The sequence below is a fragment of the Pseudarthrobacter sp. J1738 genome (assembly GCF_050490315.1).
In the GTDB taxonomy this organism is placed as follows: Bacteria; Actinomycetota; Actinomycetes; order Actinomycetales; family Micrococcaceae; genus JBNPEO01.
This window is the reverse complement of record NZ_JBNPEO010000007.1, coordinates 58883-84517: the sequence shown is the minus strand read 5'-3', so window position 1 is coordinate 84517 and position 25635 is coordinate 58883. Positions and strand designations below refer to the sequence as shown.

At 56.7% G+C, this 25635-nt stretch carries 27 protein-coding genes; 18 read left to right on the top strand and 9 right to left on the bottom strand.

Going from position 1 to position 25635, the window contains the following annotated elements; all coding sequences use genetic code 11:
• The first annotated feature begins 10 nt into the window (after window positions 1-10).
• The 6 genes from ACQR35_RS10480 (at window position 11) to ACQR35_RS10455 (ending at window position 5251) form a co-directional block, all read left to right on the top strand.
• Window positions 11-883: a helix-turn-helix transcriptional regulator gene (locus tag ACQR35_RS10480; RefSeq protein WP_430269992.1), complete on the top strand. Its 873-nt coding sequence runs from the start codon at window positions 11-13 to the stop codon at window positions 881-883.
• Entirely contained in the window at window positions 883-2346 is a 1464-nt protein-coding gene (sufB, locus tag ACQR35_RS10475) for a Fe-S cluster assembly protein SufB (RefSeq protein WP_430267086.1), read from the top strand. The genes ACQR35_RS10480 and sufB overlap by 1 nt, the downstream gene beginning before the upstream one ends.
• 2 nt (window positions 2347-2348) lie before the next feature.
• A complete protein-coding gene (gene sufD, locus ACQR35_RS10470) occupies window positions 2349-3671 on the top strand; it encodes a Fe-S cluster assembly protein SufD (RefSeq protein ID WP_430267087.1) in 1323 nt (440 codons plus the stop codon).
• 20 nt (window positions 3672-3691) lie between these two features.
• Window positions 3692-4048 (top strand): non-heme iron oxygenase ferredoxin subunit, encoded by a 357-nt coding sequence (locus ACQR35_RS10465; RefSeq protein ID WP_430267088.1) that lies wholly within the window; start codon window positions 3692-3694, stop codon window positions 4046-4048.
• Window positions 4049-4114: 66 nt separating this feature from the next.
• Window positions 4115-4909, top strand: coding sequence for a Fe-S cluster assembly ATPase SufC (gene sufC / locus ACQR35_RS10460; RefSeq protein WP_430267089.1), 795 nt, complete (start codon window positions 4115-4117; stop codon window positions 4907-4909).
• A gap of 9 nt (window positions 4910-4918) precedes the next feature.
• A complete protein-coding gene (locus ACQR35_RS10455) occupies window positions 4919-5251 on the top strand; it encodes a metal-sulfur cluster assembly factor (RefSeq protein ID WP_430267090.1) in 333 nt (110 codons plus the stop codon).
• Between the two features lie 87 nt (window positions 5252-5338).
• Here the strand turns inward: ACQR35_RS10455 and ypfJ are convergent, their stop codons facing one another.
• Entirely contained in the window at window positions 5339-6247 is a 909-nt protein-coding gene (gene ypfJ / locus ACQR35_RS10450) for a KPN_02809 family neutral zinc metallopeptidase (RefSeq protein ID WP_430267091.1), read from the bottom strand.
• Window positions 6248-6307: 60 nt separating this feature from the next.
• Here ypfJ and ACQR35_RS10445 point away from each other — a divergent pair, with 60 nt between their 5' ends.
• Both ACQR35_RS10445 and ACQR35_RS10440 read left to right on the top strand, forming a co-directional pair.
• The gene (locus ACQR35_RS10445) at window positions 6308-7729 is read left to right on the top strand and encodes a class I adenylate-forming enzyme family protein (protein ID WP_430269991.1); all 1422 of its coding nucleotides are present in this window, start codon (window positions 6308-6310) and stop codon (window positions 7727-7729) included.
• Window positions 7726-8952, top strand: coding sequence for a thiolase family protein (locus ACQR35_RS10440; RefSeq protein ID WP_430269990.1), 1227 nt, complete (start codon window positions 7726-7728; stop codon window positions 8950-8952). The genes ACQR35_RS10445 and ACQR35_RS10440 overlap by 4 nt, the downstream gene beginning before the upstream one ends.
• A gap of 12 nt (window positions 8953-8964) precedes the next feature.
• Here ACQR35_RS10440 and ACQR35_RS10435 read toward each other — a convergent pair whose 3' ends face one another.
• The 3 genes from ACQR35_RS10435 to ACQR35_RS10425 are packed head-to-tail and all read right to left on the bottom strand — an operon-like array spanning window position 8965 to window position 10982.
• Complete coding sequence (locus tag ACQR35_RS10435; RefSeq protein ID WP_430267094.1) at window positions 8965-9579, bottom strand: energy-coupling factor transporter transmembrane component T family protein; 615 nt, start codon at window positions 9577-9579, stop codon at window positions 8965-8967.
• Window positions 9576-10313 carry an energy-coupling factor ABC transporter ATP-binding protein gene (locus ACQR35_RS10430; RefSeq protein ID WP_430269989.1) on the bottom strand — a complete coding sequence of 246 codons (738 nt, stop codon included), beginning with the start codon at window positions 10311-10313 and terminating at the stop codon, window positions 9576-9578. Before ACQR35_RS10430 ends, ACQR35_RS10435 begins: the two co-directional genes overlap by 4 nt.
• A gap of 3 nt (window positions 10314-10316) precedes the next feature.
• On the bottom strand, window positions 10317-10982 hold the full coding sequence (locus tag ACQR35_RS10425; RefSeq protein ID WP_430267096.1) for a biotin transporter BioY: 666 nt from the start codon (window positions 10980-10982) through the stop codon (window positions 10317-10319).
• Window positions 10983-11147: 165 nt separating this feature from the next.
• Between ACQR35_RS10425 and ACQR35_RS10420 the strand changes: the two genes are divergently transcribed.
• Complete coding sequence (locus ACQR35_RS10420; protein WP_430267097.1) at window positions 11148-12746, top strand: ABC-F family ATP-binding cassette domain-containing protein; 1599 nt, start codon at window positions 11148-11150, stop codon at window positions 12744-12746.
• Window positions 12747-12765: 19 nt separating this feature from the next.
• On the opposite strand, the gene ACQR35_RS10415 is transcribed toward ACQR35_RS10420, so the two are convergent.
• The 3 genes from ACQR35_RS10415 to ACQR35_RS10405 are packed head-to-tail and all read right to left on the bottom strand — an operon-like array spanning window position 12766 to window position 14399.
• Entirely contained in the window at window positions 12766-13656 is an 891-nt protein-coding gene (locus tag ACQR35_RS10415; RefSeq protein ID WP_430269988.1) for an SURF1 family cytochrome oxidase biogenesis protein, read from the bottom strand.
• On the bottom strand, window positions 13657-13932 hold the full coding sequence (locus tag ACQR35_RS10410; RefSeq protein ID WP_430267099.1) for a hypothetical protein: 276 nt from the start codon (window positions 13930-13932) through the stop codon (window positions 13657-13659).
• A complete protein-coding gene (locus ACQR35_RS10405) occupies window positions 13929-14399 on the bottom strand; it encodes a DUF3099 domain-containing protein (protein WP_430267100.1) in 471 nt (156 codons plus the stop codon). The genes ACQR35_RS10410 and ACQR35_RS10405 overlap by 4 nt, the downstream gene beginning before the upstream one ends.
• A gap of 165 nt (window positions 14400-14564) precedes the next feature.
• On the opposite strand from ACQR35_RS10405, the gene ACQR35_RS10400 reads away from it, so the two are divergent.
• Together ACQR35_RS10400 and ACQR35_RS10395 are read left to right on the top strand one after the other, a co-directional pair.
• Entirely contained in the window at window positions 14565-15290 is a 726-nt protein-coding gene (locus ACQR35_RS10400; RefSeq protein WP_430267101.1) for a beta-ketoacyl-ACP reductase, read from the top strand.
• Window positions 15291-15348: 58 nt separating this feature from the next.
• On the top strand, window positions 15349-16149 hold the full coding sequence (locus ACQR35_RS10395; RefSeq protein ID WP_430269987.1) for an SDR family oxidoreductase: 801 nt from the start codon (window positions 15349-15351) through the stop codon (window positions 16147-16149).
• On the opposite strand, the gene serB is transcribed toward ACQR35_RS10395, so the two are convergent.
• Window positions 16135-17028, bottom strand: coding sequence for a phosphoserine phosphatase SerB (gene serB, locus ACQR35_RS10390; RefSeq protein WP_430269986.1), 894 nt, complete (start codon window positions 17026-17028; stop codon window positions 16135-16137). The genes ACQR35_RS10395 and serB overlap by 15 nt on opposite strands.
• Before the next feature lie 65 nt (window positions 17029-17093).
• Here serB and ACQR35_RS10385 point away from each other — a divergent pair, with 65 nt between their 5' ends.
• From ACQR35_RS10385 to ACQR35_RS10355, 7 genes are all read left to right on the top strand, one after another.
• Complete coding sequence (locus tag ACQR35_RS10385; protein WP_430269985.1) at window positions 17094-17879, top strand: ABC transporter ATP-binding protein; 786 nt, start codon at window positions 17094-17096, stop codon at window positions 17877-17879.
• A gap of 2 nt (window positions 17880-17881) precedes the next feature.
• The gene (locus ACQR35_RS10380) at window positions 17882-18667 is read left to right on the top strand and encodes a sulfite exporter TauE/SafE family protein (protein WP_430269984.1); all 786 of its coding nucleotides are present in this window, start codon (window positions 17882-17884) and stop codon (window positions 18665-18667) included.
• A gap of 38 nt (window positions 18668-18705) precedes the next feature.
• A complete protein-coding gene (locus ACQR35_RS10375) occupies window positions 18706-19515 on the top strand; it encodes a TrmH family RNA methyltransferase (protein WP_430269983.1) in 810 nt (269 codons plus the stop codon).
• A gap of 188 nt (window positions 19516-19703) precedes the next feature.
• Window positions 19704-20378 (top strand): DUF6318 family protein, encoded by a 675-nt coding sequence (locus ACQR35_RS10370; RefSeq protein ID WP_430269982.1) that lies wholly within the window; start codon window positions 19704-19706, stop codon window positions 20376-20378.
• A 424-nt stretch (window positions 20379-20802) separates the two neighbouring features.
• Complete coding sequence (locus tag ACQR35_RS10365) at window positions 20803-21300, top strand: PKD domain-containing protein (RefSeq protein WP_430269981.1); 498 nt, start codon at window positions 20803-20805, stop codon at window positions 21298-21300.
• Window positions 21301-21469: 169 nt separating this feature from the next.
• On the top strand, window positions 21470-21724 hold the full coding sequence (locus ACQR35_RS10360) for a type B 50S ribosomal protein L31 (RefSeq protein WP_430267109.1): 255 nt from the start codon (window positions 21470-21472) through the stop codon (window positions 21722-21724).
• A gap of 92 nt (window positions 21725-21816) precedes the next feature.
• A complete protein-coding gene (locus tag ACQR35_RS10355) occupies window positions 21817-22875 on the top strand; it encodes a lipoate--protein ligase family protein (RefSeq protein WP_430269980.1) in 1059 nt (352 codons plus the stop codon).
• 33 nt (window positions 22876-22908) lie between these two features.
• On the opposite strand, the gene pepN is transcribed toward ACQR35_RS10355, so the two are convergent.
• On the bottom strand, window positions 22909-25512 hold the full coding sequence (pepN, locus tag ACQR35_RS10350) for an aminopeptidase N (RefSeq protein WP_430269979.1): 2604 nt from the start codon (window positions 25510-25512) through the stop codon (window positions 22909-22911).
• Window positions 25513-25635 lie beyond the last annotated feature (123 nt).

The window sequence follows — 25635 nt, the reverse complement described above, 5'->3', positions numbered from 1 at the left end:
TGCTTGTGTTGTGTATTCTGTGAAGAAGTCCGCATCTGCGCTTGCCGTAGATCCTGAATTAAGTGCCCCTGCGGGCGCCGGCGTAGCAGCCAGCGCTCCATATGGCGCCGAGTCAGCTGACTCTGAGGACCGCACCAGCTCCGAGGAGCGGACCAGAGACCGGGTCAGAATCGCTGTTCTTGAACATGGTCCAGTGACCGCGGCCGAACTTGGCCGTCGCTTGGGTTTCACACCCGCAGCTGTTCGCCGCCACTTAGACCACTTGTCTAGGGCTGGCGTTATTGAAGTGAAGACTTCCGCCCGTTCCCGCGTTGGCACACGAGCCGGGCGCCCCGCACGCCACTATGTTTTGAGCCAGCAAGGCCAGTCAGGCCTGGGTGATGACTACTTGGACATTGCCCGCACTGCGCTCAAGCGCCTTGCCGAGCTCTCTGGTCCAGCTGCTGTTGAAGCCTTCGCAGAAGAGCGCTTCGCCGCAATGGAAGAGCGGTACCGTCCCATCGTGGAGGCTGCTGGAAGCGAAGTCGGAGACCGCGCCAAGGCACTCGCTGTAGCACTTAACGGCGACGGTTTTGTAGCCTCCACCACCAGCATCGGTGCTAACGGTTCATTGCCGGCCGGTTTGGCGGCGGAGCAACTATGCCAGGGACACTGCCCAGTGCAGCAACTGGCCGCTGAGTTCCCCATTTTTTGCGACAAAGAAACTGAAGTGTTCGCAAGACTCGTGGGTGTAGATGTTCGTCGGCTTTCAACATTGGCCGGTGGTGGACACGTCTGCACCACCCACATACCCACCGGAAGGCCCGTAGGAGCGCAACAAGCTGTGCTGCTTCAGTCTCCGGCGATTAATCAGGTAAATAATCATCAGCAAGAAAGGCCGTGATGACGGACCAACTAGCAGAGAAAGCAGTGGCGGAAGGTACGGTGATTTCGGAGATTCTCGAGAAGAATCCCGAACTAAACGGTATTGGAACCTACGAGTACGGCTGGGCCGATAAGAACGACGCCGGTGCTAACGCGCGGCGTGGACTTAGCGACGAAGTCGTCAAGGACATCTCGTCCAAAAAGAGCGAGCCTCAGTGGATGCTCGATCTGCGGCTCAAGGGTTTGAAGTACTTCGACCGTAAGCCCATGCCCACTTGGGGTGCGGACCTTTCCGGCATCGACTTCGACAACATCAAGTACTTTGTGCGCTCCACCGAGAAGCAGGCAGCCACATGGGAAGACTTGCCTGAGGACATCCGGAACACCTACGAGAAGCTGGGTATCCCGGAAGCTGAGCGTAGCCGTTTGGTTTCTGGTGTTGCAGCACAGTACGAGTCTGAAGTGGTTTACCACCAGATTCGCGAAGATCTGGAACAGCAGGGTGTTATCTTCTTGGACACCGATACCGCGTTGAAGGAACACCCGGAGATCTTCCAGGAGTACTTCGGCACTGTCATTCCGGTAGGCGATAACAAGTTTGCTTCGCTCAACACCGCGGTGTGGTCCGGCGGATCCTTTGTCTACGTACCTAAGGGCGTACACGTAGACATCCCTCTGCAGGCGTACTTCCGTATCAACACGGAAAACATGGGACAGTTCGAACGCACGCTCATCATTGCTGATGAGGACTCTTACGTTCACTACATTGAAGGTTGCACGGCTCCGATTTACACCTCGGACTCGTTGCACTCTGCAGTGGTGGAAATCATTGTGAAGAAGGGCGCACGCGTCCGCTACACAACCATCCAGAACTGGTCTAACAACGTGTACAACCTGGTAACCAAGCGTGCTATCTGTGAAGAAGGCGCCACCATGGAATGGATCGATGGAAACATCGGTTCCAAGGTCACCATGAAGTACCCGGCTGTTTACTTGGTAGGCGAGCACGCCAAGGGTGAAACCCTGTCCATCGCATTCGCCGGTGAAGGCCAACACCAGGACACGGGCTCCAAGATGGTCCACATTGCACCGAATACCAAGAGCTCGATCGTTTCCAAGTCGGTAGCCCGCGGTGGCGGCCGAGCTGCTTACCGCGGTTTGGTTCAGGTTCGCGAAGGTGCCAAGCACTCAGCAAACACCGTCCGCTGTGACGCACTCTTGGTGGACACCATCTCTCGCTCTGACACCTACCCCTACATCGACATTCGCGAAGACGATGTAGTTATGGGCCACGAGGCGACAGTTTCTCGCGTCAGTGAAGAGCAGTTGTTCTACCTGATGTCCCGCGGTATGCCCGAGGACGAGGCCATGGCCATGATCGTACGTGGATTCATTGAGCCAATCGCTCGTGAGCTGCCTATGGAGTATGCCCTTGAGCTCAACCGCCTCATTGAACTTCAGATGGAAGGATCCGTCGGTTAGCGATGACTGAAATCACTACAGAAAAGGCGCGCATCGGCGCCCCCTCAGCACAGCCGTTTATTGACGGTTTTACCGAAGAAGGCGAGAGCCTTTCTCCGATCAACGTGGACAAATCTGCGGACGCTTCGGCACCGGCGGCTAATGCCCCCGTGGCAGGCCCTCTAGGTGGCGCATCGTCTAAGAGCCACTCCCACGGTGGCGGCGTTGGAATCCCGGACAGCTCACGCGCTGGCCGCCTGACGTCCTACAAGCTCAACGACTTCAAGGCGTTGACTGGTATGGAAGAAGACTGGCGCTTTACACCGTTGAAGCGTCTGCGTGGTTTGCACACTGATGCTTTGACAGGTGCTGCACCTGTTGTTGAGGTAACAGCACCCGAGGGTGTCATCGTGGAAACGGTTGACCGCACGGACGCTCGCATTGGATCAGCGGCAATCCCGGAGGACCGTGTCTCAGCCAATGCGTGGGAAAACTTCGCTCAGGCAACCGTCATCACCATCCCTAAAGAGCACGTCGCCAGCGGCGAGGTCTCCGTGGTGGTTACCGGTGCCGGCACTGACCCCGCGGCTTCGCACCTGCTGATTGTTGCTGAGCAGTTCTCCAAGGCCACCATCGTTCTTGAACACCATGGCTCGGCAGTTTTGTCCGAGAACGTGGAAATTCTGGTTAAGGACGGTGCAGATCTGACCGTCATTTCCTTGCAGGAATGGGAAGACGATGCTGTTCACGCGTCTTCGCAGCAGGCCAAGCTAGGCCGTGATGCCAAGTTCAAGCACATTGTGGTGAGCTTGGGCGGCGATCTGGTTCGCCTGACTCCTTCAGCTCGTTTCACTGGTACTGGCGCAGAGGCACAGCTCTTCGGACTGTACTTTGCTGATGCTGGCCAGCACTTGGAACAGCGTTTGTTCGTTGATCACGCAGTGGCTAACTGCAAGTCCAACGTTTTGTACAAGGGTGCTCTTCAGGGCCGTAACGCCCACACCGTATGGGTTGGCGACGTGCTCATCCGTAAGGAAGCTGAAGGCACTGATACTTACGAGGCAAACCGTAACCTGGTCCTGACGGATGGGGCGCGCGCCGATTCGGTACCTAACCTTGAAATTGAGACGGGTCTCATTGAAGGTGCCGGACACGCAAGTGCAACCGGTCGGTTCGACGACGAGCACTTGTTCTACCTCATGGCTCGCGGTATCTCTGAGGAAGTTGCACGCCGCTTGGTGGTACGCGGCTTCTTGAACGAGATCATTCAGCAGATCCACGTCCCGGCGCTTGAAGAACGACTCACCGAAGCCGTAGAGCGCGAACTCGCCGCAAGCGAAAACTAGAACAGGCAAGGACTGCGATTATGGGCGAAAAGCCAAGCGGTGAGTTGGTCTGCAAGGCAAGCGAGATTCAGGTAAAGCAAGCGTTGCGCATCCTGATCAATGACTTCCCGGTAGCAATCGTCAAAGATTCCATGGGCCAGATCCATGCCATCGGCGACACTTGCTCGCACGCAGATGTTTCGCTCTCCGAGGGTGAAGTTGAAGGTTGCACGATTGAATGCTGGGGCCACGGTTCACAGTTCGATCTGCGAAGCGGTGCTCCGCTGCAACTTCCTGCCTATGATCCGGTTCCTGTTTTCGCCGTCGAAATTCTCGACGACGAGGTGTACGTGGACGTTACAAGTGTCCTCAACGGCGCACCGCTCACGAACTTCTAGGTGACCGCCGAAGAGGCGATCACCAAGTTTTCAATATTTTTCGACTGACCCAGAAGAAAGAACAGCATGTCTACTCTTGAAATCAAGGACCTGCACGTCAGCATTGACGTCGAGCAGGGCACCAAAGAAATCCTCAAGGGCGTTAGCCTCGTCATCAACACGGGCGAAACCCACGCAATTATGGGCCCCAACGGCTCGGGCAAGTCCACCTTGGCATCCACCATCGCCGGACACCCGCGCTATAACGTCACTTCCGGTTCCATCACTTTGGATGGCGAAGACGTTCTGGCAATGAGCGTTGACGAGCGTGCCCGGGCTGGCCTGTTCCTCGCCATGCAGTACCCGGTTGAGGTCCCTGGCGTTTCCATGACCAACTTTTTGCGCACCGCCAAGACTGCTATCGATGGCACGGCTCCGGCTCTTCGTACCTGGACCAAGGACGTCAAGGCTGCCATGGACAAGTTGCGCATCGACGCTGACTTTGCACAGCGCAACGTCAACGAGGGTTTCTCCGGTGGTGAGAAGAAGCGCGTTGAGATCTTGCAGCTTGAGCTCTTCGGCCCCAAGTTCGCCATTCTGGACGAGACTGACTCTGGCTTGGACGTTGACGCACTCAAGATCGTCTCGGAGGGTGTGAACCGCGCTCACTCCAAGGGCGAGATGGGCACCTTGCTCATCACCCACTACACCCGCATCTTGCGCTACATCAAGCCCGAGTTCGTCCACGTATTCGTAGACGGCAAGGTTGTAGAGCAGGGTGGCCCCGAGCTCGCAGACCGCTTGGAAGACGAAGGCTACGACCGCTACCTTCCCGGTGCCGGCGCTGCGAGCGTTCCCGAAGCTGCTGCGGCTCAGGCCTAAGGAACTGAGATGACTGAAGTCAATGCAGCGCAGACGTCCCTTGAGGACGTTGAAGAAGCGCTAAAGGACGTGATTGACCCCGAACTCGGTGTCAACGTGGTGGACTTGGGCCTACTCTATGGCCTCAAGTACTCCGAAGAAGACGGCGCTCTGCTGATCGACATGACACTCACCACTGCAGCATGCCCCTTGACCGATGTGCTTGAAGAGCAGGTTGGTAAGGCCCTTGAATCCATCGTGGATGATTGGCGCCTGAACTGGGTATGGATGCCGCCTTGGGGTCCGGAGCGGATCACTGATGACGGCAAAGACCAGATGCGGGCCCTCGGCTTCAACATCTAAGCGTCACCAGCGTTAAAGTACGACGGCGGCCTGTGACCAAAGATTCTTTGGTCACCGGCCGCCGTCGTACTTGTTTAAGTTTCCTGCCTAGAGCGTTGTGGTGCTGAAGGTGTTGCACTTGTTGATATCGCCAGTGCTGTAACCCTGGTAATACCAACGCTGGCGCTGAGCACTTGACCCGTGTGTCCACGACTCCGGGTTCGTTTGGCCGGTGGCTGCCTTCTGAATCCGGTCGTCACCAACTGCCTGTGCTGCCGAGAGCGCGTCGTTGAGGTCTTGCTTAGTGAGCGCTTCCAAATAGGGGGTGCCAGTATTGGGGTCTTTTTGAGTGGTTGCGTAACGCGTCCAGATTCCCGCGTAGCAATCTGCTTGGAGTTCTGTGCGAACGGCAGCCGACTGGGCGCCCTGAGGATCCTGCTGGGCCGCGCCCAAGTCACCCAGAATGTCCTGAACGTGGTGCCCAAACTCATGTGCCACCACGTACTCCTGAGCCAATGGTCCACCTGAGGAACCAAAGCGGGTGACCAATTCGTCAAAGAAGCCTGGATCAAAGTACGCAGTGACGTCTGTGGGGCAGTAGAAAGGTCCCACATCTGAGGTAGCCGCTCCACAACCGGTGTTGGTTTGGCCGTCAAAAATCACTGTCTTGGGTTGCGTGTACTTCACGTTGTATTTCGCTAGGTAGGCCGGCCAGAAGGCGTTGAGGCTGTTCACCGTGCCAGTGATGCGGCAGTCCACGCGCTGATCGGCTTGGGCGCCGGTTTTGCACTCAGCGGTACTGCCAGCACCGGTGTTTTGTACCACCGGACCGGAATCGCCAGAACCAGTGAGGCCGTCTAGCAGCCCTGGGTTAATACCGAGCAGGCTCAAAACAAGCACCAGAATACCGCCACCAATGCCACCGCCGATCTTTGTCCCGCGGCCCATGCCGCCACCACCACCGCGTCGGTCTTCCACTTGGGTTGGGTCCAGTTGGACCCCGTCATTGAAGCTCATAAAGTCACAATAGCCGGTGGGGCCCCACTGAGCGCGTTACTCTGCAGCTAAAATTGCGGAATGCCTTTCCTGAACCGCCTCCGGCGCTGGAGCCAAGAGCGTGCAAGCGCGCCAGCCGTGGCCATTGGCGATTCTCGTTGGAGCTGGGAGCAATTGGTTGAGCAAGCCACTCTGCGGCTGAGTTCTGAGCCGCTGACTATCCTTGAGTCAGAGAACTCCCTAGACTTTGTGGCCCGCTGGGTCGCTGGGGTAGCAGGAAGTGGTGTTTGCGCTGTTCTGGACCCCAAAAGCCCGGCTACAGTGACCGAACAGATACGCGTCAAACTTTCCGAGGTCAGGGACTCAGCGGATGGTAGCTCTCCTGGGAATCCACCCACAGGAACGTTTGAAGATGGTCCCGCGGGAAGCCCGTTTTTGATTGGTTTGACGTCCGGAACTGCCTCGGTCCCCAAAGGGTTTTTGCGTTCACGCGGTTCATGGCAGGCATCGTTTGACTCGTCGATCAACTTTTTTGGTCTGCGTGACAGTGACAGGACTCTCGCTCCGGGCCCACTGTATTCAAGCTTGAATCTTTATGCGCTTTCTGAGTGCCTTTATGCTGGCTCACCGTTCTTTGGGCTCGATGTCTTTGATGTTGGCGAGGCGCATGCGTCAATTGTTTATGACGGCATCACCCGGCTTGTTGTAGCTCCCACGCCTCTGCGCCTTTTGAGCGAGCGCGGCATTCAAGGTTCTGTTGACGCTTCTTCTCTGCGCACCATTGTGTGTGCCGGTGCCAAGCTTGATGCGCGCACCCTGGATGCCGCACGCCGCTGGGCACCCAACGCCGACATCTTTGAGTATTACGGTGCAGCAGAGTTGAGCTTTGTCAGCGGTACCCGAACACCGGCAGGCCCAGCGGGGGATGGCCCCGCGCCGGCGTCGCTATTAGGCGAACCTTTCCCCGGTGTTGAGCTTCGAATTCAGGACGACGACGGGACACCAGTACCGCCTGGCACTGAAGGCAGCATCGCGGTGCGTAGCCCAATGATCAGCGGCGGTTATTTGTGGGGCGATGATGGACGAGCCTTCCGACGAAACGGTGACTGGGCCACCGTAGGGGACAAAGGCTACATAGGCGAGGATGGTCTCCACTTTTTGGGCCGATCATCAGACATGATGAACTCCGCTGGGCGCAATGTTTATCCGCAAGAAGTGGAAGTGGCACTGTGCTCACTTTCTGGTGTTGAAGCAGCCGTTGTGACGTCAGTCAAGGATGAAATGCGCGGCGAACGCATCATTGCTGCGATTGTTCCTTCGCACGGCGCCGTGAGTGCCGCGCAACTGCGCCTTGGGCTCGATTCGGTTCTGGACAAGACCAAACAACCACTCCAGTTTTATTCGCTGAGCACCTTGCCGTTGACCGATCGAGGCAAAGTCAGCCGTGCTATTTTGCGCGAGTGGGTTGCTAGCCACTCACCATTCCTGCGGCTGATGCTGTGACGCGGTTCCCTGCTGCTGTTCAGCAACCTTTAGCTGGGGACCCGCAGCGAATCCCTGTAGTGGTGGCCGGACTACGCACTCCCATCTGCCGCGCCGGCGGCCAACTGCGGAACGTCAAGGTCCACGAGCTTATGGCAGCCGTGTGGGAAGGACTCCTCAACACCACTGACATTCCCGGCACGAGCATCACAGAAGTCCTTATGGGCAATGCTGTGGGCGGCAGCGGTAACCCGGCCAGGCTGTCACTTTTAGAAGCCGGGATACCTCCATCAGTTCCTGCTCTCACGGTAGACCGGCAGTGCACCTCCGGGCTGGACGCGATCGTTATGGCTGCCCGGTACATTCAAGCTGGCGCTGGGGAAATCTACCTGGCTGGTGGCGGCGAGAGCATCTCAACTGCTCCACTTCGTGCCACACGCGGAGCAGACAATTCTTTGACGCCGTATTCGCGGGCACAATTTGCACCACTTGCCGCCGATGGAAGCGGGGATCCAGACATGGGCATTGCTGCGGAGAACGTTGCAGTATTTTCGAAAATCTCGCGGCAGTCCCAAGACGAATTCGCTTTGAGGAGCCATCAGCACGCTCTTGAATCGATCACTCGCGGTACGTTCGCGGGAGAAACTACCCAGGGTCAGTGGTGCCTCGCGCATGACGACGGTCCACGAGCGAGTCTCACCGCTGGAATTCTCAGTCGTTTTCCGCCCGCTTTTGTTTCAGGCGGGACGGTAACAGCAGGGAACTCATGTTTTGATGCCGACGCTGCTGCTGGCGTTCTGATGATGTCCCTTGCACAAGCTCAACAATTTGGGATCAGTTCCGGCATGGTCTTTGTTGAGGCTGCAAGTGCCGGAGTTAGCCCGGAACTACTGGGCCTAGGCGCAGCTGCAGCCGCCAAGAAACTTAGGGTCAGTGGGGGAATAGAGGACGAAAGTCATTGGCCGGCTGGTTCTCTGATCGAGTTCAACGAGGCATTTGCCGCTCAGACACTTGCTTGTTTGTATGAACTGGGCCTTGATCCTTCGCAGGCCAACCGTAGCGGTGGCGCTCTTGCCCTAGGCCACGCCTACGGTGCATCAGGAGCCATCCTTGTAGTGCGATTAATGTCCCAGCTCCACCACAACCGTATAAACGGTCAGGAAGCACTCGCGTTGATGAGCGGGGCAGGTGGATTGGGAGTGGCCGCCCACTTTCAGTACGCACTGGATCTCGCTGCGATCTAGTCACCCAAACTGCTAGTCACCCAGACCCCGGGCGGCGAGTGCTTCGCCAGTACGCCGTGCGTAAGCCACAGCAGTAATAAAGGTGGGAAGCAGAAGAGCACGCGGGCTGCGTTCAAGCCCCCGAGCACGAGCTGCATCCCGCACCTGGGCAAACGTTCCTAGTAGGTAGGGGATGCTGCGGAGCATAATCGCAACGGCCAGGGCGAACCTTTCTGGGTCTGCACCGAGGCGTTGAAACGGCTTCGCAGCGGAGACCAACCCATCAATCAGCACTGTCAAAGGCGTTGTTGCTGTCAAAATCGCAGCGCACACCACACACAGAAAAATGTTCAGCACTATGGTGGCAGCCGCGGCTAAGCCGATCTGCCACCACTGGATCACACCAATCAACACCAGCACCACCCCAGAGGTCACAACTAAGCGCCCTAAACTACGTAGCCCCATCCCGGAACTCAGAAACGCTAGCAGAGCAAGCAGCACTAGTCCGCCGCTGATCAAGGGATCCCGCACCACAAAAGTGCACAACCCGGCCGCCACGCAGCCCAAGACCTTCGCCCACAACGGTGCTCTGTGCAACCAAGACGTGCCAGGAACGTAGTTGCCTATAGCTAGAGAGCGGGGGTTCATCCGGCACCACACAAGTCACGGTAGTGGTTCACGCCTGCTGAAGGGTCGCCGTCGAACACTATGGTTCCGTTCTCAACCACCAGAACCCGATCCATATCAGTAGCGAGCTCCAAATCGTGAGTGGAAACGATGAGTTGTTGGGGGAGCGCGGACAGTGTTCGGCGAAGTAGCTCACGGTTGCGTAGGTCTAGAAGTGTGGATGGTTCGTCCAAAACAACCACCTCAGGTTCGGTGGCCAACACTGAGGCTAGCGCCATGAGCTGGCGTTCACCTCCGGAAAGTTCATACACGCTCTGATCGGCGAGCCGGTTGAGCCCAAAACGCTCCAGAACGGCCTTTGCTTGTTCACGCCTATCGTCAATGTGGCGGTGCTTTTTCCGTAGAGATAATTCGATATCTTCACGCCCAGTGGGCATCACCAGTTGAGACAGAGGATCGGTGAAAACAAAACCAACAACTTCCCGTATGGCGCGCCCGTGCCGTTGTGTGTCCAAGGAATCCACCATCACCCGCCCGGACGTTGGCAGTACCAAGCCGTTGACCATACGCAGGAGCGTTGATTTGCCGGAACCATTGGCCCCAATCACGGCCGTCCTAGAATTGCTCAGTTCCAGTGAAATCTTGGACAAAACGGTTTTATACCCCGCGTAAACATCTGAGGCTGCTGGTCTTTTGTTGGACGCAGGGTCCAGCGGAATACTCAGCGAGATGTCCTCAAAGGAAATTTTCGGCATAGATTACTGGGCGTCCTGAGCAAGCCTGGCGTTTTCGCCATTACGGTGTTGCTTGCTTTTCCGCAACGAAGGCTGGACCAATACATCCGGGAAAGCCCTGTGCAGTGCTGTGGCAACCACTGCGGCGAGAATGTTTTTGATCACATCGCCCGGGTAAAAAACAAGGTCGGAAAGAAATGCCTGGCCAAGAGTCGCTTTGGTATTGATAGCGATCCCTAGAGAACCCAAAGTGTGGATCAAAAGGATGCTGCTGAGAATGCCGCAGGCGAAGAGCCACAGCACCCTAGGGGTGAGGCCGCGGCGGAGAACATAGCTGGCAAAGAATCCGGCCAGAGCAGCCGCAAAGGGGAAAGCGATGATGTAGCCAGCCGACGGGCCTGCTAGAACGCCTAAACCTGCGCGGCCCATACTGAAAATTGGCACCCCTGCCAGTCCCAGCAAAACATAAAGACACACGGCGGCAAAAGCCCGCGGTCCGCCCAAGACCATTCCCGTTAACAACACGGCAAAGGTCTGCAGAGTGATGGGCACACCTACTCCCCCCAGGGGGATGCCCGGAACGGCAACTGAGGCGGCAACGATGGCAGCAAAGACAGCGATAAGCGCCAAGTCTTTGGCACGAGAAGTGGAATCGGTCACGGAAGTCCTGTCCAAAAAAACTGTGTTCATGGGGTAAAAACGTTCTAAACACGAGGTTATGTGGCTATGACACAACGCACTTTGTAGAACAACTACTAAGGGATGGTCCCCAGTCTGGAGTGAACAGACACATGTGGCCGGTAGACTTGTACAGGCCGTCCTCCGGCACCATCCCTTTGAAAGGCTCGTTCTGTAGTGATTACTGTCCAAGATCTTGAATTGCGCGCCGGCGCCCGGCTGCTGATGGATCAGGTCAGCTTCCGGATCGACAAAGGCGACAAGATTGGTCTGGTGGGCCGTAACGGTGCCGGTAAGACCACATTAACCAGGGTGCTTGCTGGTGAAGGTCTTCCCGCGGCAGGAAAAGTCACTCGTTCCGGCGAAATTGGCTACTTGCCGCAGGACCCACGTACGCCTGACATGGAGCAGCTGGCCCGGGATCGTATTTTGGCAGCCCGTGGCTTGGATGTTGCGGTGGCCAAACTGCGGGTTGCACAAGAGGAAATGGCCAGCGAGGATGAGGCAGTCCAGCGCAAGGCCATGAACGCCTACGACCGTCTGGAATCAGAGTTCCTCTCGGCTGGTGGATACGCTGCCGAGGCTGAAGCCGCAGCCATTTGCTCTAACCTTGCTCTGCCGGACAGGATCCTGAACCAGCCGCTGAAGACGCTCTCTGGTGGTCAGCGTCGCCGTGTGGAATTGGCACGGATTTTGTACTCGGATGCTGAGACAATGCTTCTTGATGAACCAACTAACCACCTTGATGCTGACTCCATCGCTTGGTTGCGTGATTTCCTCAAGAATCACCAAGGTGGTCTGATTGTGATCAGCCACGATACTGAGCTCCTTGAAGCCACTGTTAACAAGGTTTTCCTCCTGGACGCTAACCGCGCTCAGATCGACTTTTACAACATGGACTGGAAGCGTTATTTGCTCCAGCGCGAGACTGACGAACGTGCGCGCCGTCGCGAACGCGCCAACGCGGAGAAGAAGGCTCAGGTCCTCTTTGACCAGGCAAACAAGATGCGTGCCAAAGCCACCAAGGCTGTTGCCGCGCAGAACATGGCCAAGCGCGCCGAGCGTCTACTCAGCGGTTTGGAAGCAGTCCGGGAAAACGATCGCGTTGCAGCGTTGCGCTTCCCTGATCCTTCACCCTGTGGCAAAACACCTCTCACCGCTGAAGGCTTGAGCAAAACCTACGGTTCGCTTGAGATCTTTACCAACGTGGATCTTGCGATTGACCGCGGTTCCAAGGTGGTCATCTTGGGACTCAATGGTGCCGGTAAAACCACTTTGCTGCGCATGCTTGCAGGGGTGGACAAGCCGGACACCGGCAAGGTGGTTGCTGGTCACGGCCTAAAGATCGGCTACTACGCTCAGGAACATGACACTCTGGACGTAAACCGTTCCGTGCTTGAGAACATGCGCTCCTCGGCGCCGGATATGCAAGACTCGGAGGTGCGAGGCATCCTCGGTTCCTTCTTGTTTTCCGGAGACGACGTAGACAAACCCGCTGGCGTTCTCTCCGGTGGTGAGAAAACGCGTTTGGCACTGGCCACCATTGTGGCCTCGAGCGCAAACGTACTACTGCTCGATGAGCCTACTAACAACTTGGACCCGGCCAGCCGCGCCGAGATCTTGGGCGCGCTGCGGAACTATAGTGGCGCCGTCGTACTGGTTAGCCACGATGAAGGCGCTGTTGAAGCCCTTAACCCAGAGCGTGTGGTCCTCTTACCGGACGGTGTGGAAGACCACTGGAACCAGGATTACCTGGATCTCATCACCCTGGCCTAAAGGCCGCTTTCAGGAACTTTTAGAACCCCTGCGCGTCGAGGAGAGCATCTTCTTCTTCCTCGGCCGTGGGGCGTTTTCCTTTACGGGCAGATGACGGCTTTGAATTCCAGTTCCGTGATGCACGCGCCTCATGGACGTACCCAGCCTCGCCATTGGCTGCTTCTTCAGCGTCCAGTGCATCCAGTGCTGCGTTTTTGACTTGCTGACGCGCCGCATAACCAAAGGCAACAAACATCAGCACACCAAAAGCGAACCACTGCAAGGAATAGGACAAGTGCGTTCCCTCATCCACGGATGGCATGGGGAACGGTGAAGGCATCTGCGCAACTGCAGGGGATTCGCTAGCCAGCTGCCCGTAGGCTCCGGTGAGTACCGGGTAGCCCAGTTGGCGGGCGTAATCTGGCAGGTCAATTGAAGCGATTTGGCCAGCTGGTGCGCCGCGGTTGAGTGCCGGCTCGCCGGGTTTCAAACGTACGACGACGGTAACCTCGCCTGAGGGCGGTGCTGGAATCGAGTCCGGGCGGCCAGCCTCACGGTTACCGATGGGCAACCACCCACGGTCCACAATCACTGTGTTGCCGTCAGCGGTCTTAAATGGCACCACTACTTCGTAGCCAGGCTGGCCATTGAGCGGACGGTTGCGCACCACGCGGGTGCCGGCAACGTCATAGTGACCCTGCAATTTAACTTGAGTCCATTCCCGGGCGGGATCTAACTGCTTGAACTGCTCTTTAGCGGCGCTGAACTCGATAGGAGTTGCCGAATAGTTCTGGGTAATACGTTCAATTCCGGCAAGCGTCTCGGCGCGCCGGTCCATTTGCCAACGGCCCAAAAAGACACAGGCTGTGGCGAAGATCAGAGCAAGCACAAAGTAGCCCACCCACTTGCTGGAAAAAAGAAAGCGGTACATTCAGGCCTTCGACTCTTGCGGGGTCACAGGAATTGTTTCCTTCCATAGCCCCCGGGTTTGCAAATAATCTTCGAGCCATGCGCGGTGATCCTGGCATGCCAGCCAAATCTTACGACGCTCAGGTGTGTGAATCTTGGGGTTATTCCACAAGAGTTGCCAATCGGCCGCAGCCTTGCAGCCTTTGCGTGAGCAACGTTGATCTTCAACGGCCGTTCTGCCCGCTGAAACGGATGACTTGGGCTGGCCGCTCGGAGGCAGCATGTCGAAGAGGTTCATAGCCCGGACTTCCCCGTGGTCTTATCCGTGATCTTATCGGTGGTCTTATCCGTGGGCTGGTCGTCGCTGGGCACAATTTCACCAATGAGCGTCTCGGGAGTGGGTATGGGCTCGTCCGTAAAAGATGTTGCAGTGGGGGTCAGTGGGGAATCGAGTTCCCGCTGTGGAACCGCGTCAAGGAGGGAGTCGCTAAGCACCTCGGCTTTGTCTCCACCGTTGGCAATAACCACGGCGAACCATGGCAAAAACACGGCGCCAGCTACCATCAGAATCTTGAACCAGCCGTCCACCACAAAGATCAGGCCGAGGCAAACGATACGGATTCCCATGGCAAGTGCGTAACGAATCATTCGTTGGCGCATTTCCTCGGAATGGGCTGTGCCGGCGTCGGTAATTGTGTGGACAGCAATTTCTGGGTTGCCAGAATTGCCACTGCTCTTGTTGAACCTGCTGTGTTGCGGACTCACGACTAAAAATTCACACTCCAAAGGACATGTTCATTCTCTCACCAGTGACCTTGAGGCCAAAAACCCGTGGGCAGATAGGATTCAGTGCGAAAGACTTTTCTGCTGGGACCATGCCAAGGGCATAGGTTTCGGTGGGCACCATGAACACAAGAGTTGGAGACAGGTATGTCAGAGGCACAGCAAACGGGCCGGAGTGTATTGATCACTGGCGGCAACCGAGGGATCGGGCTAGCCATTGCCAAAGAGTTTTTGGCCAACGGTGACAAGGTTGCTGTGACCTTCCGCAGCCCCAGCGAATTACCCGAAGGCATTCTGGGCGTTCAAGCTGACGTTACGGACCAAGCGTCATTGGACGCTGCGTTCACTGAGGTTGAGGCTGCTCATGGCCCTGTAGAGGTATTGGTGGCCAACGCTGGCATCACCAAGGACACTCTCCTGCTGCGCATGAGCGAGGATGACTTCACCTCGGTGATCGACACGAATCTCAGCGGTGCATTTCGAGTGATTAAGCGCGCTTCCAAGGGCATGATCCGTATGCGCAAGGGAAGGGTTGTGTTGATCTCGTCCGTTTCCGGGTTGTATGGAGCACCCGGCCAAATCAATTACTCCGCTTCCAAGGCCGGGCTCCTAGGAATCGCCCGGTCGTTGACTCGCGAGCTCGGTTCCCGTGGGATCACCGCAAACGTGGTTGCTCCAGGCTTCATTCGTACTGATATGACTGCCGAGCTACCTGAGGAAACTCAGAAGCAGTACCTCTCCACAATTCCCGCTGGCCGCTACGCCGAAGCTGAAGAGGTGGCCAAGGTGGTGCGGTGGATCTCAAGCGATGAGGCTTCGTACATTTCCGGTGCTGTGATCCCGGTTGACGGTGGCCTTGGTATGGGTCACTGATTTCAAAAACTAGCTCAATACAATCCAAAACTTTTCAAGCCAACACGAAGGAGCCCACATGGGACTGCTCGATAACAAAACAGCAATTGTCACTGGATCATCTCGCGGAATTGGCGCCGATATTGCCAAGATCCTCGCCGGTGAAGGCGCTGCCGTCGTCGTTAATTACCGGCAGAAGGCACCGCGCGCCAACAAAGTTGTTGCCGAAATTCAGGCCGCTGGCGGCCGCGCTGCTGCTGTTGGTGCAGACCTCACCACCCAAGAGGGTGTTCAGGCTCTGGCAAGTGCCGCTATGGAGAACTTCGGTTCTTTTGACGTGCTGGTGCTGAACGCGTCTGGCGGTATGGAAACTGGTATGGGTGAGGATTACGCACTCAAGCTGAACCGTGATGCACAGATCAACATGCTTAACGCTGCTGTGCCGCTGATGCAGGAAGGCTCACGAGTGGTGTTTGTTACAAGCCACCAGGCGCACTTCATCAACAGCGTCCCCACCATGCCGGAATACGAGCCTGTGGCCCGCAGCAAGCGTGCAGGTGAAGACGCACTGCGTGAGCTGGTGCCCAACCTTGAGGACAAGGGCATCTCGCTAGTTGTGGTCTCCGGCGACATGATCGAAGGAACCGTCACGGCAACACTGCTGGACCGCTCCAACCCGGGTGCAATCGAAGCTCGCCGCGCACAGGCCGGCAAGTTGTATTCAGTTCAGGAATTCGCCGCCGAGGTAGCCGCAATGGTTACGGCAGACGTTGAATCCGGTCACACGGAATACGTCGGCGGAAACGATTACCGCGAAGCTGCAGCCGCCGCTGAAGCCGAAAAAGCAAACAGCGATGAGAGCAACTCAGACGCCAGCTAGGTAACGAACAACATCCAAGTCAGGGATGTTGATGGCAGCATCGGCGGCCGCGCGGACAGCGGGTTTAGCGTTAAACGCAACCCCCAGTCCCGCGGCCGCAAGCATATCCAAATCATTGGCGCCGTCACCAACGGCAATGGTGTTCTCGGCCGCAATACCAGCCGCTATTGAGTACTCCCGCAACATCCGTGCTTTGGTAGCGCGGTCAACGATGGCTCCACTGACCTGCCCGGTTAGCTGACTGTCAACGATCTCAAGGTCATTCGCTAAGTAATTTGTGATGCCCAGGTCTGCGGCGATCGGTGCCAAAATTTGGCTGAAGCCGCCCGAAACTAGTGCCACCACATGACCAGCCTGATGGAATGCTTCAACCAGGCTCCTGGCCCCACGACTCAATACCACTTCATGGCGGACTTGATCCAGCACACTTTCAGGCAGGCCCGCCAAAACGGCAACCCGGGCTCGCAAGCTCTCCGCAAAATCAAGCTCTCCTCGCATGGCAGCTTCGGTGACTGCGGCAACCTCTTCCCGTTTGCCGGCGTAGGCGGCAATGAGTTCGATCACTTCTTGTTGGATCAGTGTGGAGTCCACATCCATGATCAAAAGTTTCCGCTCAGATTGACGCAAGGTGTTTGCCACCAAGGCAACATCAACGTCGCCAGTTACGGAAGGTGCGACGGCGGAACGCAGCGCTGCGAGTGCTGTTGCCTCGTCTTGGGGGTGCTTGAGTTCCATGCTTACGAGGTCAAAAAACTCTGTTCTCTGATGCTTTTCCGGTTCAACAGTGGCCCCGGAAGCCATAAGAACAGCTTGAATCTGATCAATGTCAGCGGGGGAGACGGACGGGCCATAAACGAGAGCGGTGAGCACAGAGGGCATGGCTGCAATCTTAGCGAGCGTTGCGGTTATCAAAAGAACCGAGTTTTAACCTAGTGTCTTCTGTTATGAGTGATGTTTTGGAACTGGCTGGCGTCAACGTTGTTCGTGGATCGAAAAAATTGTTGGCGGAGATCAACTGGCAAGTCAACGAAGGCGAACGCTGGGTAGTGCTTGGGCCCAACGGTGCAGGTAAAACCACTCTTCTCCAAATTGCTGCGGCCCGGCTGCACCCTTCTTCCGGCGAAGTGGGCATCCTTGATGAGGTGCTTGGCGCCGTCGACGTTTTTGAATTGCGCCCCCGTATCGGTTTGTCCTCAGCAGCACTGGCCAACAACATCCCAGGCGACGAAACTGTGCTGAACGTGGTGGTGACTGCCGCTTACGGCGTGACCGGCCGTTGGCAAGAAGGCTACGAGAAGGACGACGAGCGTCGAGCGTTCGCTTTGCTCAACGACTGGGGAATGGGCCCCATGTTGAACCGAAAGTTTTTTACCCTCAGCGAAGGTGAACGTAAGCGTGTTCAGATTGCACGTGCGCTGATGACGGACCCTGAACTTTTGCTCCTGGATGAGCCCGGCGCAGGCTTGGACTTGGCCGGTCGTGAAGATTTGGTCCATCAGTTGAGCGAATTGGCCAAGGATCCGCTGGCGCCTGCGATGGTGCTTGTAACGCACCACCTTGAAGAAGTACCGCCAGGATTCACTCACGCACTGCTTCTGCGCGACGGCGAAATTGTCGCCGCAGGACCGTTAGCGCAGACCCTCTCGCAAGAAAATTTGAGTAAGACTTTTGGTCTTTCTCTGACGTTAGTGGAGAACAACGGGCGTTACACCGCCACAGCCAGCAACTAATAATGGAGTTGTGGCACTCCTTACTGGTATTTTTCGCTGGCCTTTGGGCCGGAACCATCAACAGCGTGGTGGGCTCTGGAACGCTTGTAACGTTCCCCGTGCTCGTAGCCATTGGGGTGGCCCCGGTCTCAGCATCGGTGAGCAACGCCATGGGGTTGGTGGCCGGGAACGTCTCCGGCGCATGGGGATACCGGAAACAACTCGTTGGCACGCGCAATGTTTTGTTGAAACTGATGCCAGCGTCTGTTCTCGGTGGTATCACCGGCGCTTGGCTCTTATTGCACCTACCTGAAACTGTTTTTCAATATGCTGCACCAGTTCTGATTGTTGTGGCACTTTTAATGGTTCTCTTTCAGCCACGGCTCCAACGGTGGGTTCAGCTGCGCAGGGATGACCCCAAGGTTGTCAGCGAGCAGGGAAAATACGGCGTTGCCCTCGTGACGTTGGTGTTCCTCGCAGGCGTCTATGGCGGGTATTTTGTTGCTGCTCAAGGCATTCTGCTCGTTGGCATCCTGGGCATTTTTATGGCTGGTTCCATCCAAGTCGCTAACGCAATGAAGAATGTTCTTGTTCTAGCGGTGAACATGGTGGCTGCCATCTCTTACCTGCTTTTCGCCTTTGGCAGGATCAATTGGCACGTAGTTCTTTTGATTGCTGTCAGCTCCCTGATCGGCGGCATTGTGGGTTCTAAGGTGGGACAGAGGTTGAAGCCTTCTGTGCTGCGCGGGGTCATCTTCTCTTTGGGCGTGGTGGCCCTTGTGGTCATGATTTCAAAGTTGCTTGCCTGAGCTGGCCGTAGCGTGGCGTGCGGATGAAATAATCAAACGTGCCTTTTCACTATCTTGACTCTGCCGATGACCCACGTGTTCGTGACTACACACAGCTGACTGACGTACATTTGCGGAAAATTCGTGAACCACGCGAGGGCCTTTACATCGCAGAATCCTCGCGAGTCTTACGCCGCGCCATCGCCGCAGGCCACACTCCGCGTTCCTTTTTTCTTGCGGAAAAGTGGAAAGAGGATTTGACGGATCTCTTTGAGCAGTTCCCCGATGTTCCCGCCTATATGGGGAGCCCCGGATTGCTCGAAGAGATAACCGGCTTCCATTTGCACCGGGGCGCCATGGCGGCCATGGAACGTCCCGAGGCTTTGAGTCTGGATGATGTTCTTGCCAATGCCTCGCGAATTGCCATCTTGGAAGACATTGTTGATCACACGAACGTGGGAGCTATCTTCCGCTCCGCTGCAGCGCTGGACGTTGACGCTGTGCTGGTTAGCCCTCGCTGTGGCGACCCTTTGTACCGGCGCAGTATTCGGGTGAGTATGGGGACGGTATTTCAGGTGCCGTGGTTGCGCTTGCTGGACTGGGAAGCTGACTTAGCGGCTATTAGACGGCGGGGCTTCACTATTGCGGCAATGGAGCTCGCGGACGATGCGATTGATCTGGATGACCTCGCAGCTCGTCGCCCGGAGCGGCTTGCCCTGGTCTTGGGCACGGAGGGCGCTGGGGTGAGCGCGGAAACCTTGAGCATTGCCGACCTGGCTGTCAAGATTCCTATGCGAAATGGCGTGGATTCTCTCAACGTCGCTGCTGCCTCAGCCGTGGCGTTTTGGGAACTGAGGCCGAGAATTTGATCTCCGAACTTTGAGCTTTAAGGCTGCGTGTTTGTCCCATATTGGGGCATTTGGAGGCCATGTGACTTTCGCCCTAGGCGAGGGCGTGCTACAACCGAAGGAGCCTGTGGATAACTTCTACATCGATTTTCCAAATTGATTAGGCTGAGTGAAGCTAGGCCAGAGCCGACGACCGGGGGACTCCTCTTATGACCACATTCGCACCGTTCACCAAGGGATTGACCAGTAAGCGCACGGCACTCGGGGCGGCTGCTGTTGTACTGATGATGGGCTTGGCTGGCTGCAATAGCCCGGCACCGTCGCCGTCTGGTTCGGGCTCCTCGGCTTCTTCGGCTTCCTCATCGTCGGCTGCTACTGCCAGTACGACGCCGACCGCGGCACCTACCGCTACTGCCGTGTACAAGCCCGCCACCGCGAAGGGCAAAGCGCAGAACGTACCGTTGCCCGTTCTGCCATCCGAGGGAAAGACGAACACCAAAGAAGGTGCCGAGGCGTTCGTGAAGTACTGGTACTCGCTCCTGAGCTACGCATATGAGACGGGTGCTACGAAGCCTTGGCGGTCACTGGCTGCGTCGACGTGTCAGGCCTGCGACATTGTTACGGATGGCATTGTGACGAATTCAAAGTTAGGGAGGTGGATGACGGGCGGAAAGATTACCGTCCCGTCGGTATCGGCGAAACTACCGGACGGCTCCCCGACCCAAAAGGTAGTGGTGCAGATACTCCAGGCTTCTGTTGGCTACTACGACCCAGACGGCTCAGTAGCCGCAAAACCTTCGCCGGCCTCAAATAGTGCGTCCGGTCTAGATCTTTCCTACGAAAATGGCTCGTGGCGAGTCGACGATTATGGCCTTCTTAAGTAAGTTATCGAGACTACCCCGCGGGCTCCTGGCAGTGTTCGTTGCTGCGTCGATGCTCGGGGTGGCCATTCCTGCATCGCATGCGGACTCTGACATCCGAGGTGGTGCGGCTTATGAGGAAGGCGGTGCGAAGGCAGCGATTTGGATGGTTGATCCAGGTAGCGATCTGCCAGTCTCCGCGCCCCCTGGCTACGTTCCTGCTGACCCGTATCAATACAAGGCGGATCTTCACTGCCAAAGTCAAACGGATGAGCTCGACGTCGGGTGCCTGCCAAATCAACTGAAATGCCCAAAGAGACCGGGCGATGAAAAACCGGGTGTCCCGGTCGTTTGGAAGTATGCGCCCAAATCGATCGTTAACCCTGCATGGACAGATTGGTCTTCAAAGGGGGAAGCGTCATGTCTTTACGACATCCGACCTGAAGAATTGCTAAAGCTTATTGCTGCGCGAATCTCGAGCGCCTTTGAGAAGCTGCCTTTCTCACCTTCCAAGGTATCGCTTCAACCCGCGCCGCACACTCTCAAAGGCGCCGAGACAAACGTCTATGCGGAAGCGGGCAAACAAGACTTCAACATCGCTTTGCTTGGCCAGTCCGTGCACCTGACAGCTACACCCGTTGAGTACACCTATAACTACGGCGATGGCTCCACACTTGGTCCCACGCCAGTCTCCGGCGGACCGTTGCCGGAAGACGAGTGGGGAACCAAAACCCGGACTAGCCACGTCTATACGGCAACGGGCAATTATCCCGTCAGTGTCACTACCTCCTTTACCGGTACGTACTCGGTGAACGGTGGTCCACCGCTACCCATCACCGGCCGAGGTTCTGCCACAAGTGCTCCTCAAACCATCCAGGTCTGGCGTTCCATCACCAAGAACTATGCGGATAACTGCATCCAGAATCCCCACGGCGAGGGTTGTTGAAACCAAAGCTGTTCTAAGCGCCGCGATCAGGACTCCAAGAGACGAAGCGCCCTACTTCACTGGTTCGCGAGCAACGTCTACATCCGGTAGTATTAGTAGCTGGCCTGCGGGCCATCCCATTCATACCTGGCGGCTGGCCAAATCCAGTTGCGTGAACAAAGGTCCACTTATGAAGTCTGATACACACCCGAAGTACGAAGCAGTCGTTTTCAATGACTTGGCTTCTGGCGTTAAGTTCCTCACCCGCTCCACCGTTTCCTCGAGCAAGACCATCGAGTGGGAAGACGGCAACACCTACCCGGTAATCGACGTCGAAATTTCCTCCGAGTCCCACCCGTTCTACACGGGTAAGCAGCGCATCATGGACTCCGCCGGTCGTGTGGAGCGCTTCAACGCTCGCTTCAAGGGCTTCGGCAAGAAGTAATTCCTTCGCCTCAAGCTTTTCTTACAAACCCCGCACCATAGGTGCGGGGTTTGTTTGTTTTAACACCCAGCCGAGTGACCTAGGCTTGAACTATGGTTATGCGTCATGGCGAATACAAGGTACCCGGCGGCAAGCTCGTGGTGGTGGATCTAGACGACGACGGCGGTCAGCTCAGCAAGGTATCGCTGAGCGGCGATTTCTTCCTAGAACCGGACGAAGCTCTCGACACCATCAACGCAGCCCTTGAGCGCTTGCCCAGTAACTCCAGCAACGTCCAGCTCTCCAAAGCAGTGAGTGATTCTCTCCCTGCAGATGCACATTTTTTTGGGTTTTCACCCGAGGCTGTTGCCATCACCATTCGCAGGGCCTTGGGCTATGCCAGCTCATGGGCTGACCACCAGTGGGAAGTTATCCGCCCCACCGTGCAGCCAACCAACATCAACGTTGCACTCGACGAAGTACTCACTCAGGCCGTAGGAGCCGGCGAACACCAGCCCACGCTCAGGTTCTGGGATTGGGAAGAGCCCTCGGTTGTGATCGGCAGCTTTCAGTCCTACCGGAATGAGTTGCACCCCGAAGGCGTTCAGAAGCACAACATCTCTGTGGTGCGTCGTGTTACCGGCGGTGGCGCCATGTTTATGGAAGGAGGAAACTGCATCACCTACTCGCTCTACCTGCCGCAGACGCTCGTGGACGGGCTCAGTTTTGAAGAGTCGTACGCTTTCCTTGACGCCTGGGTGATGGCTGCGCTCAAACGGCTGGGGATAGAAGCGTTCTATGTTCCGCTTAATGACATTGCCACCGATCAAGGAAAAATCGGGGGAGCGGCCCAGAAGCGTCTCGCCAACGGTGGCATGCTCCACCACGTGACGATGAGCTACAACATCGACGCTGACAAGATGGTCGAGGTCCTGCGCATCGGCAAAGAGAAACTCTCCGACAAGGGCACACGCAGCGCCAAGAAGCGCGTAGACCCGCTCCGCCGCCAAACCGGCCTACCTCGCGAAGAGATCATCAACACCATGATCGAAGTCTTTAAGGAACGCTACGGTGCTACTGAAACAACTCTGTCCGAAGCAGAGCTCTCTGCAGCGCAACAACGCGTCATCGAAAAATTCGGCACCGAGGAATGGCTACACCGAGTCCCTTAAAGAACACCTGCCAGGGTTTCTAGACCAGAGCGCTTAAGCTGCGGCCTGAGCCGTTAGCGCCCGGAGCAAGTGGCTCCGCTGCTCTACGATGATTCGAATCAGGGCTCGTGGAGCATCGGTGTTGGCGGCAAGCCACTCATCGCTAGCAACAATGACCGGGTGTTCCTCGGGGCTAGCAGCGGAACCCAAATCCTGGTGCGCCGGGTACAAACCGCGAACAATCCGGCTAGCCAGTTCAATGCTCAACGAAGCCCACACAGATCGAAGCTGCGCAAAGTACGGTTCCTGATACGGTGCGAGTAGTTCGCTCCTTGACGTCATAAAGCCAGCAATCGTGGCGCTCAGCAGGCTATTGGACAGGCTAGTGGACGCTCCCAGTTCTGCCCATGCCGCAGCTTTGACGGATGAATCCGGACGAGCTGCCAACGCGGTTGCAAGACCAGCTTGGCCCGAGGCAGTTTTGTCCAGGGCTGCCTCAGCTTGAAGCTGAGCTTCGGTGGCCTGGCCATGGGCGGCCAGTGCGTGCCAGAACTGCCAGCGAAGCTGCGAATCTACCAGTAGTCCCGGAAGCTCTGCCGAACTGTCTAGGAGGCCGTGCAAGGTGCTCAGAGCCACTGCAGAGGAACGGCTCACAGAGCCCAGCGCACGTGCCCACGCCAATTGGGCATCGGAGCTGGGCTCCGCAGCTTGAAGCTGTGCCAGCGCATGAGCAGCAAAAGCGTCCTGCAACTCGTGTCGTCGCGCTGCAGGAACGTAATTATCAAGGGCAACCTGGGCGTTAGCCAACACTGCTTGGAGTACCCCAACCCCGGTTTCGTGATGCGCAAAACGCGTCACCGCATCCACATAGAGTTCGGCGGGTGTGACGCCATCACGGGCAGAATCCCACAGTGCGTTCCATGCGAGGGCACGGGCCATGGGATCTTCAATCCGGTCCATGGCCGAACGTACTGTGGCCTCAGAGGCAGCATCCAAACGAATTTTGGCGTAGCTTAGGTCATCGTCGTTGAGTAACAGTAGCGGTGCAACGTCCTGTCCGGTCAGAGCATCCACTGCAGTTTCGGGGCCAGCTGCATCTAATTCAATGCTCTTGGTGCGCAGCAACGCCCCAGTTTCATCAAAGTTATAGACGCCAATGCGCAGGCGGTGGGGTCTCTCTGCCTTGCGTCCTGTTACCGGGTCGGTAGCCGTCTGAACGATTCCGGCTGCGGTGATGACGCCGTCGTTCACGTCCATCTCCAAACTCAGGGTGGAAATCCCGGAGGTCTGCAACCACTGCTGCGCCCACTGTGTTAGGTCCCGGCCGGATGCCTTTGAGAGCTCAACCAGCAAGTCCGTCAATGTGGTGTTACTGAACTCATGGGCGCGGAAGTAGCTGCGGGCCCCAGCAATAAACGCCTCAAAACCCACAAACGCCACGAGTTGCTTGAGAACTGAAGCGCCCTTCGCGTACGTGATTCCGTCAAAGTTTTGCTTCGCCGCTTCCAAGTCAACAATGTCAGCAACAATCGGGTGGGTAGTGGGCAGCTGGTCCTGGAGGTAGGCCCACGCTTTGCGTTTGTTGGCAAAGTTCACCCAGGCGCTATCCCAATCAGTTGCCTGGTCCACTGCCAAAGTTCCCATGTAGTCGGCGAACGATTCCTTGAGCCACAAGTCATCCCACCAGGACATAGTGACAAGGTCGCCGAACCACATGTGCGCCATCTCGTGCATCAGAGTGTTGGCTCGGCCCTGGTACTGAGCGTCGGTGGCACGGGAGGTGAAAACGTAGTCCTCGGTGAAGGTGACAAGTCCCGGATTCTCCATGGCGCCAAGGTTGTACTCGGGCACAAACGCTTGTTCATACTTGCCCCATGGGTAGGGGTAGTCAAAGAGTTCGTTGAAGAACGTCAACCCGCTTTTGGTCAGGCGGAATAGTTCTTCGGTGTCAAAAGATTTAGCGAACGACGCGCGGCAGTACAGTCCCAGCGGAACCTGCAACTCCGTACCGTCAGACATCGTGCCAACCCACAGGTCCGTGGCCTTGAAGTACGGTCCAGCCAAGAGCGTTGTGATGTAAGTGGACATGGGTTTTGTTTCTTCAAAGTCCCAGCGGCTAACGTCCGGGGCTGAGTTTAGCGAAGTTCGCTGAACTTCCTCACCGTTGGAGGCCACCTCCCAATGGCTCGGGGCAATCACGTGGAACGTATAGCGGGCCTTGAGGTCAGGCTGTTCAAAGTTGGGGAAAACCCGGCGCGCATCGGCTGGCTCATATTGTGTGTACAAGTAGGTCTTATTGTCTGCCGGGTCCACGAACCGGTGGAGTCCTTCACCCGAGCGGCTGTACAGAGCCGACGCAATAACCGTTACTTGGTTAACAGCCTGCAAGTCTTTGAGTTCAATGCGAGCGTCTTGAACGGCTGCGGCTACGTCCACACCCTTGCCGTTGAGGAAAATGCTATGCACTTCGGCGCCAATAAAATCCAGAAACGTGCTGCTGCCGGGCTCGGCATCAAAGGTAATCACACTTTGGGTGTGGAAGCTTTCTACGGTGGGGTCCTCAGCCTGACGAATATCGATTGATACGTCATAGCTGTGAGTGGAGATCACGGATGAACGAGTAGCGGCAACGTCACGAGCAAGATTCTGATTAGACACCACGTTATTTAACCACGCTGGCCTCAAATGCCCGAAGGTCCACCGATTTTATCCAAGCGTGAACACCCGTTTATGTACCAATCTTGTTGCCGTTGTGTTCCAGCGATGTTGCGTAGTAGCTCA

Excerpts from the sequence above, each read along its gene's own strand:
- ACQR35_RS10435 (WP_430267094.1), bottom strand. The coding sequence starts at position 9,579 with ATGAACCCCCGCTCTCTAGCTATAGGCAACTACGTTCCTGGCACGTCT.
- ACQR35_RS10415 (WP_430269988.1), bottom strand. The coding sequence starts at position 13,656 with ATGTACCGCTTTCTTTTTTCCAGCAAGTGGGTGGGCTACTTTGTGCTT.
- ACQR35_RS10410 (WP_430267099.1), bottom strand. The coding sequence starts at position 13,932 with ATGAACCTCTTCGACATGCTGCCTCCGAGCGGCCAGCCCAAGTCATCC.
- ACQR35_RS10445 (WP_430269991.1), top strand. The coding sequence starts at position 6,308 with ATGCCTTTCCTGAACCGCCTCCGGCGCTGGAGCCAAGAGCGTGCAAGC.
- ypfJ (WP_430267091.1), bottom strand. The coding sequence starts at position 6,247 with ATGAGCTTCAATGACGGGGTCCAACTGGACCCAACCCAAGTGGAAGAC.
- sufC (WP_430267089.1), top strand. The coding sequence starts at position 4,115 with ATGTCTACTCTTGAAATCAAGGACCTGCACGTCAGCATTGACGTCGAG.
- serB (WP_430269986.1), bottom strand. The coding sequence starts at position 17,028 with ATGCCCTCTGTGCTCACCGCTCTCGTTTATGGCCCGTCCGTCTCCCCC.
- ACQR35_RS10385 (WP_430269985.1), top strand. The coding sequence starts at position 17,094 with ATGAGTGATGTTTTGGAACTGGCTGGCGTCAACGTTGTTCGTGGATCG.
- sufD (WP_430267087.1), top strand. The coding sequence starts at position 2,349 with ATGACTGAAATCACTACAGAAAAGGCGCGCATCGGCGCCCCCTCAGCA.
- ACQR35_RS10380 (WP_430269984.1), top strand. The coding sequence starts at position 17,882 with ATGGAGTTGTGGCACTCCTTACTGGTATTTTTCGCTGGCCTTTGGGCC.
- ACQR35_RS10455 (WP_430267090.1), top strand. The coding sequence starts at position 4,919 with ATGACTGAAGTCAATGCAGCGCAGACGTCCCTTGAGGACGTTGAAGAA.
- ACQR35_RS10355 (WP_430269980.1), top strand. The coding sequence starts at position 21,817 with ATGGTTATGCGTCATGGCGAATACAAGGTACCCGGCGGCAAGCTCGTG.
- ACQR35_RS10465 (WP_430267088.1), top strand. The coding sequence starts at position 3,692 with ATGGGCGAAAAGCCAAGCGGTGAGTTGGTCTGCAAGGCAAGCGAGATT.
- ACQR35_RS10360 (WP_430267109.1), top strand. The coding sequence starts at position 21,470 with ATGAAGTCTGATACACACCCGAAGTACGAAGCAGTCGTTTTCAATGAC.
- ACQR35_RS10395 (WP_430269987.1), top strand. The coding sequence starts at position 15,349 with ATGGGACTGCTCGATAACAAAACAGCAATTGTCACTGGATCATCTCGC.
- ACQR35_RS10430 (WP_430269989.1), bottom strand. The coding sequence starts at position 10,313 with ATGCCGAAAATTTCCTTTGAGGACATCTCGCTGAGTATTCCGCTGGAC.
- sufB (WP_430267086.1), top strand. The coding sequence starts at position 883 with ATGACGGACCAACTAGCAGAGAAAGCAGTGGCGGAAGGTACGGTGATT.
- ACQR35_RS10425 (WP_430267096.1), bottom strand. The coding sequence starts at position 10,982 with ATGAACACAGTTTTTTTGGACAGGACTTCCGTGACCGATTCCACTTCT.
- ACQR35_RS10370 (WP_430269982.1), top strand. The coding sequence starts at position 19,704 with ATGACCACATTCGCACCGTTCACCAAGGGATTGACCAGTAAGCGCACG.
- ACQR35_RS10400 (WP_430267101.1), top strand. The coding sequence starts at position 14,565 with ATGTCAGAGGCACAGCAAACGGGCCGGAGTGTATTGATCACTGGCGGC.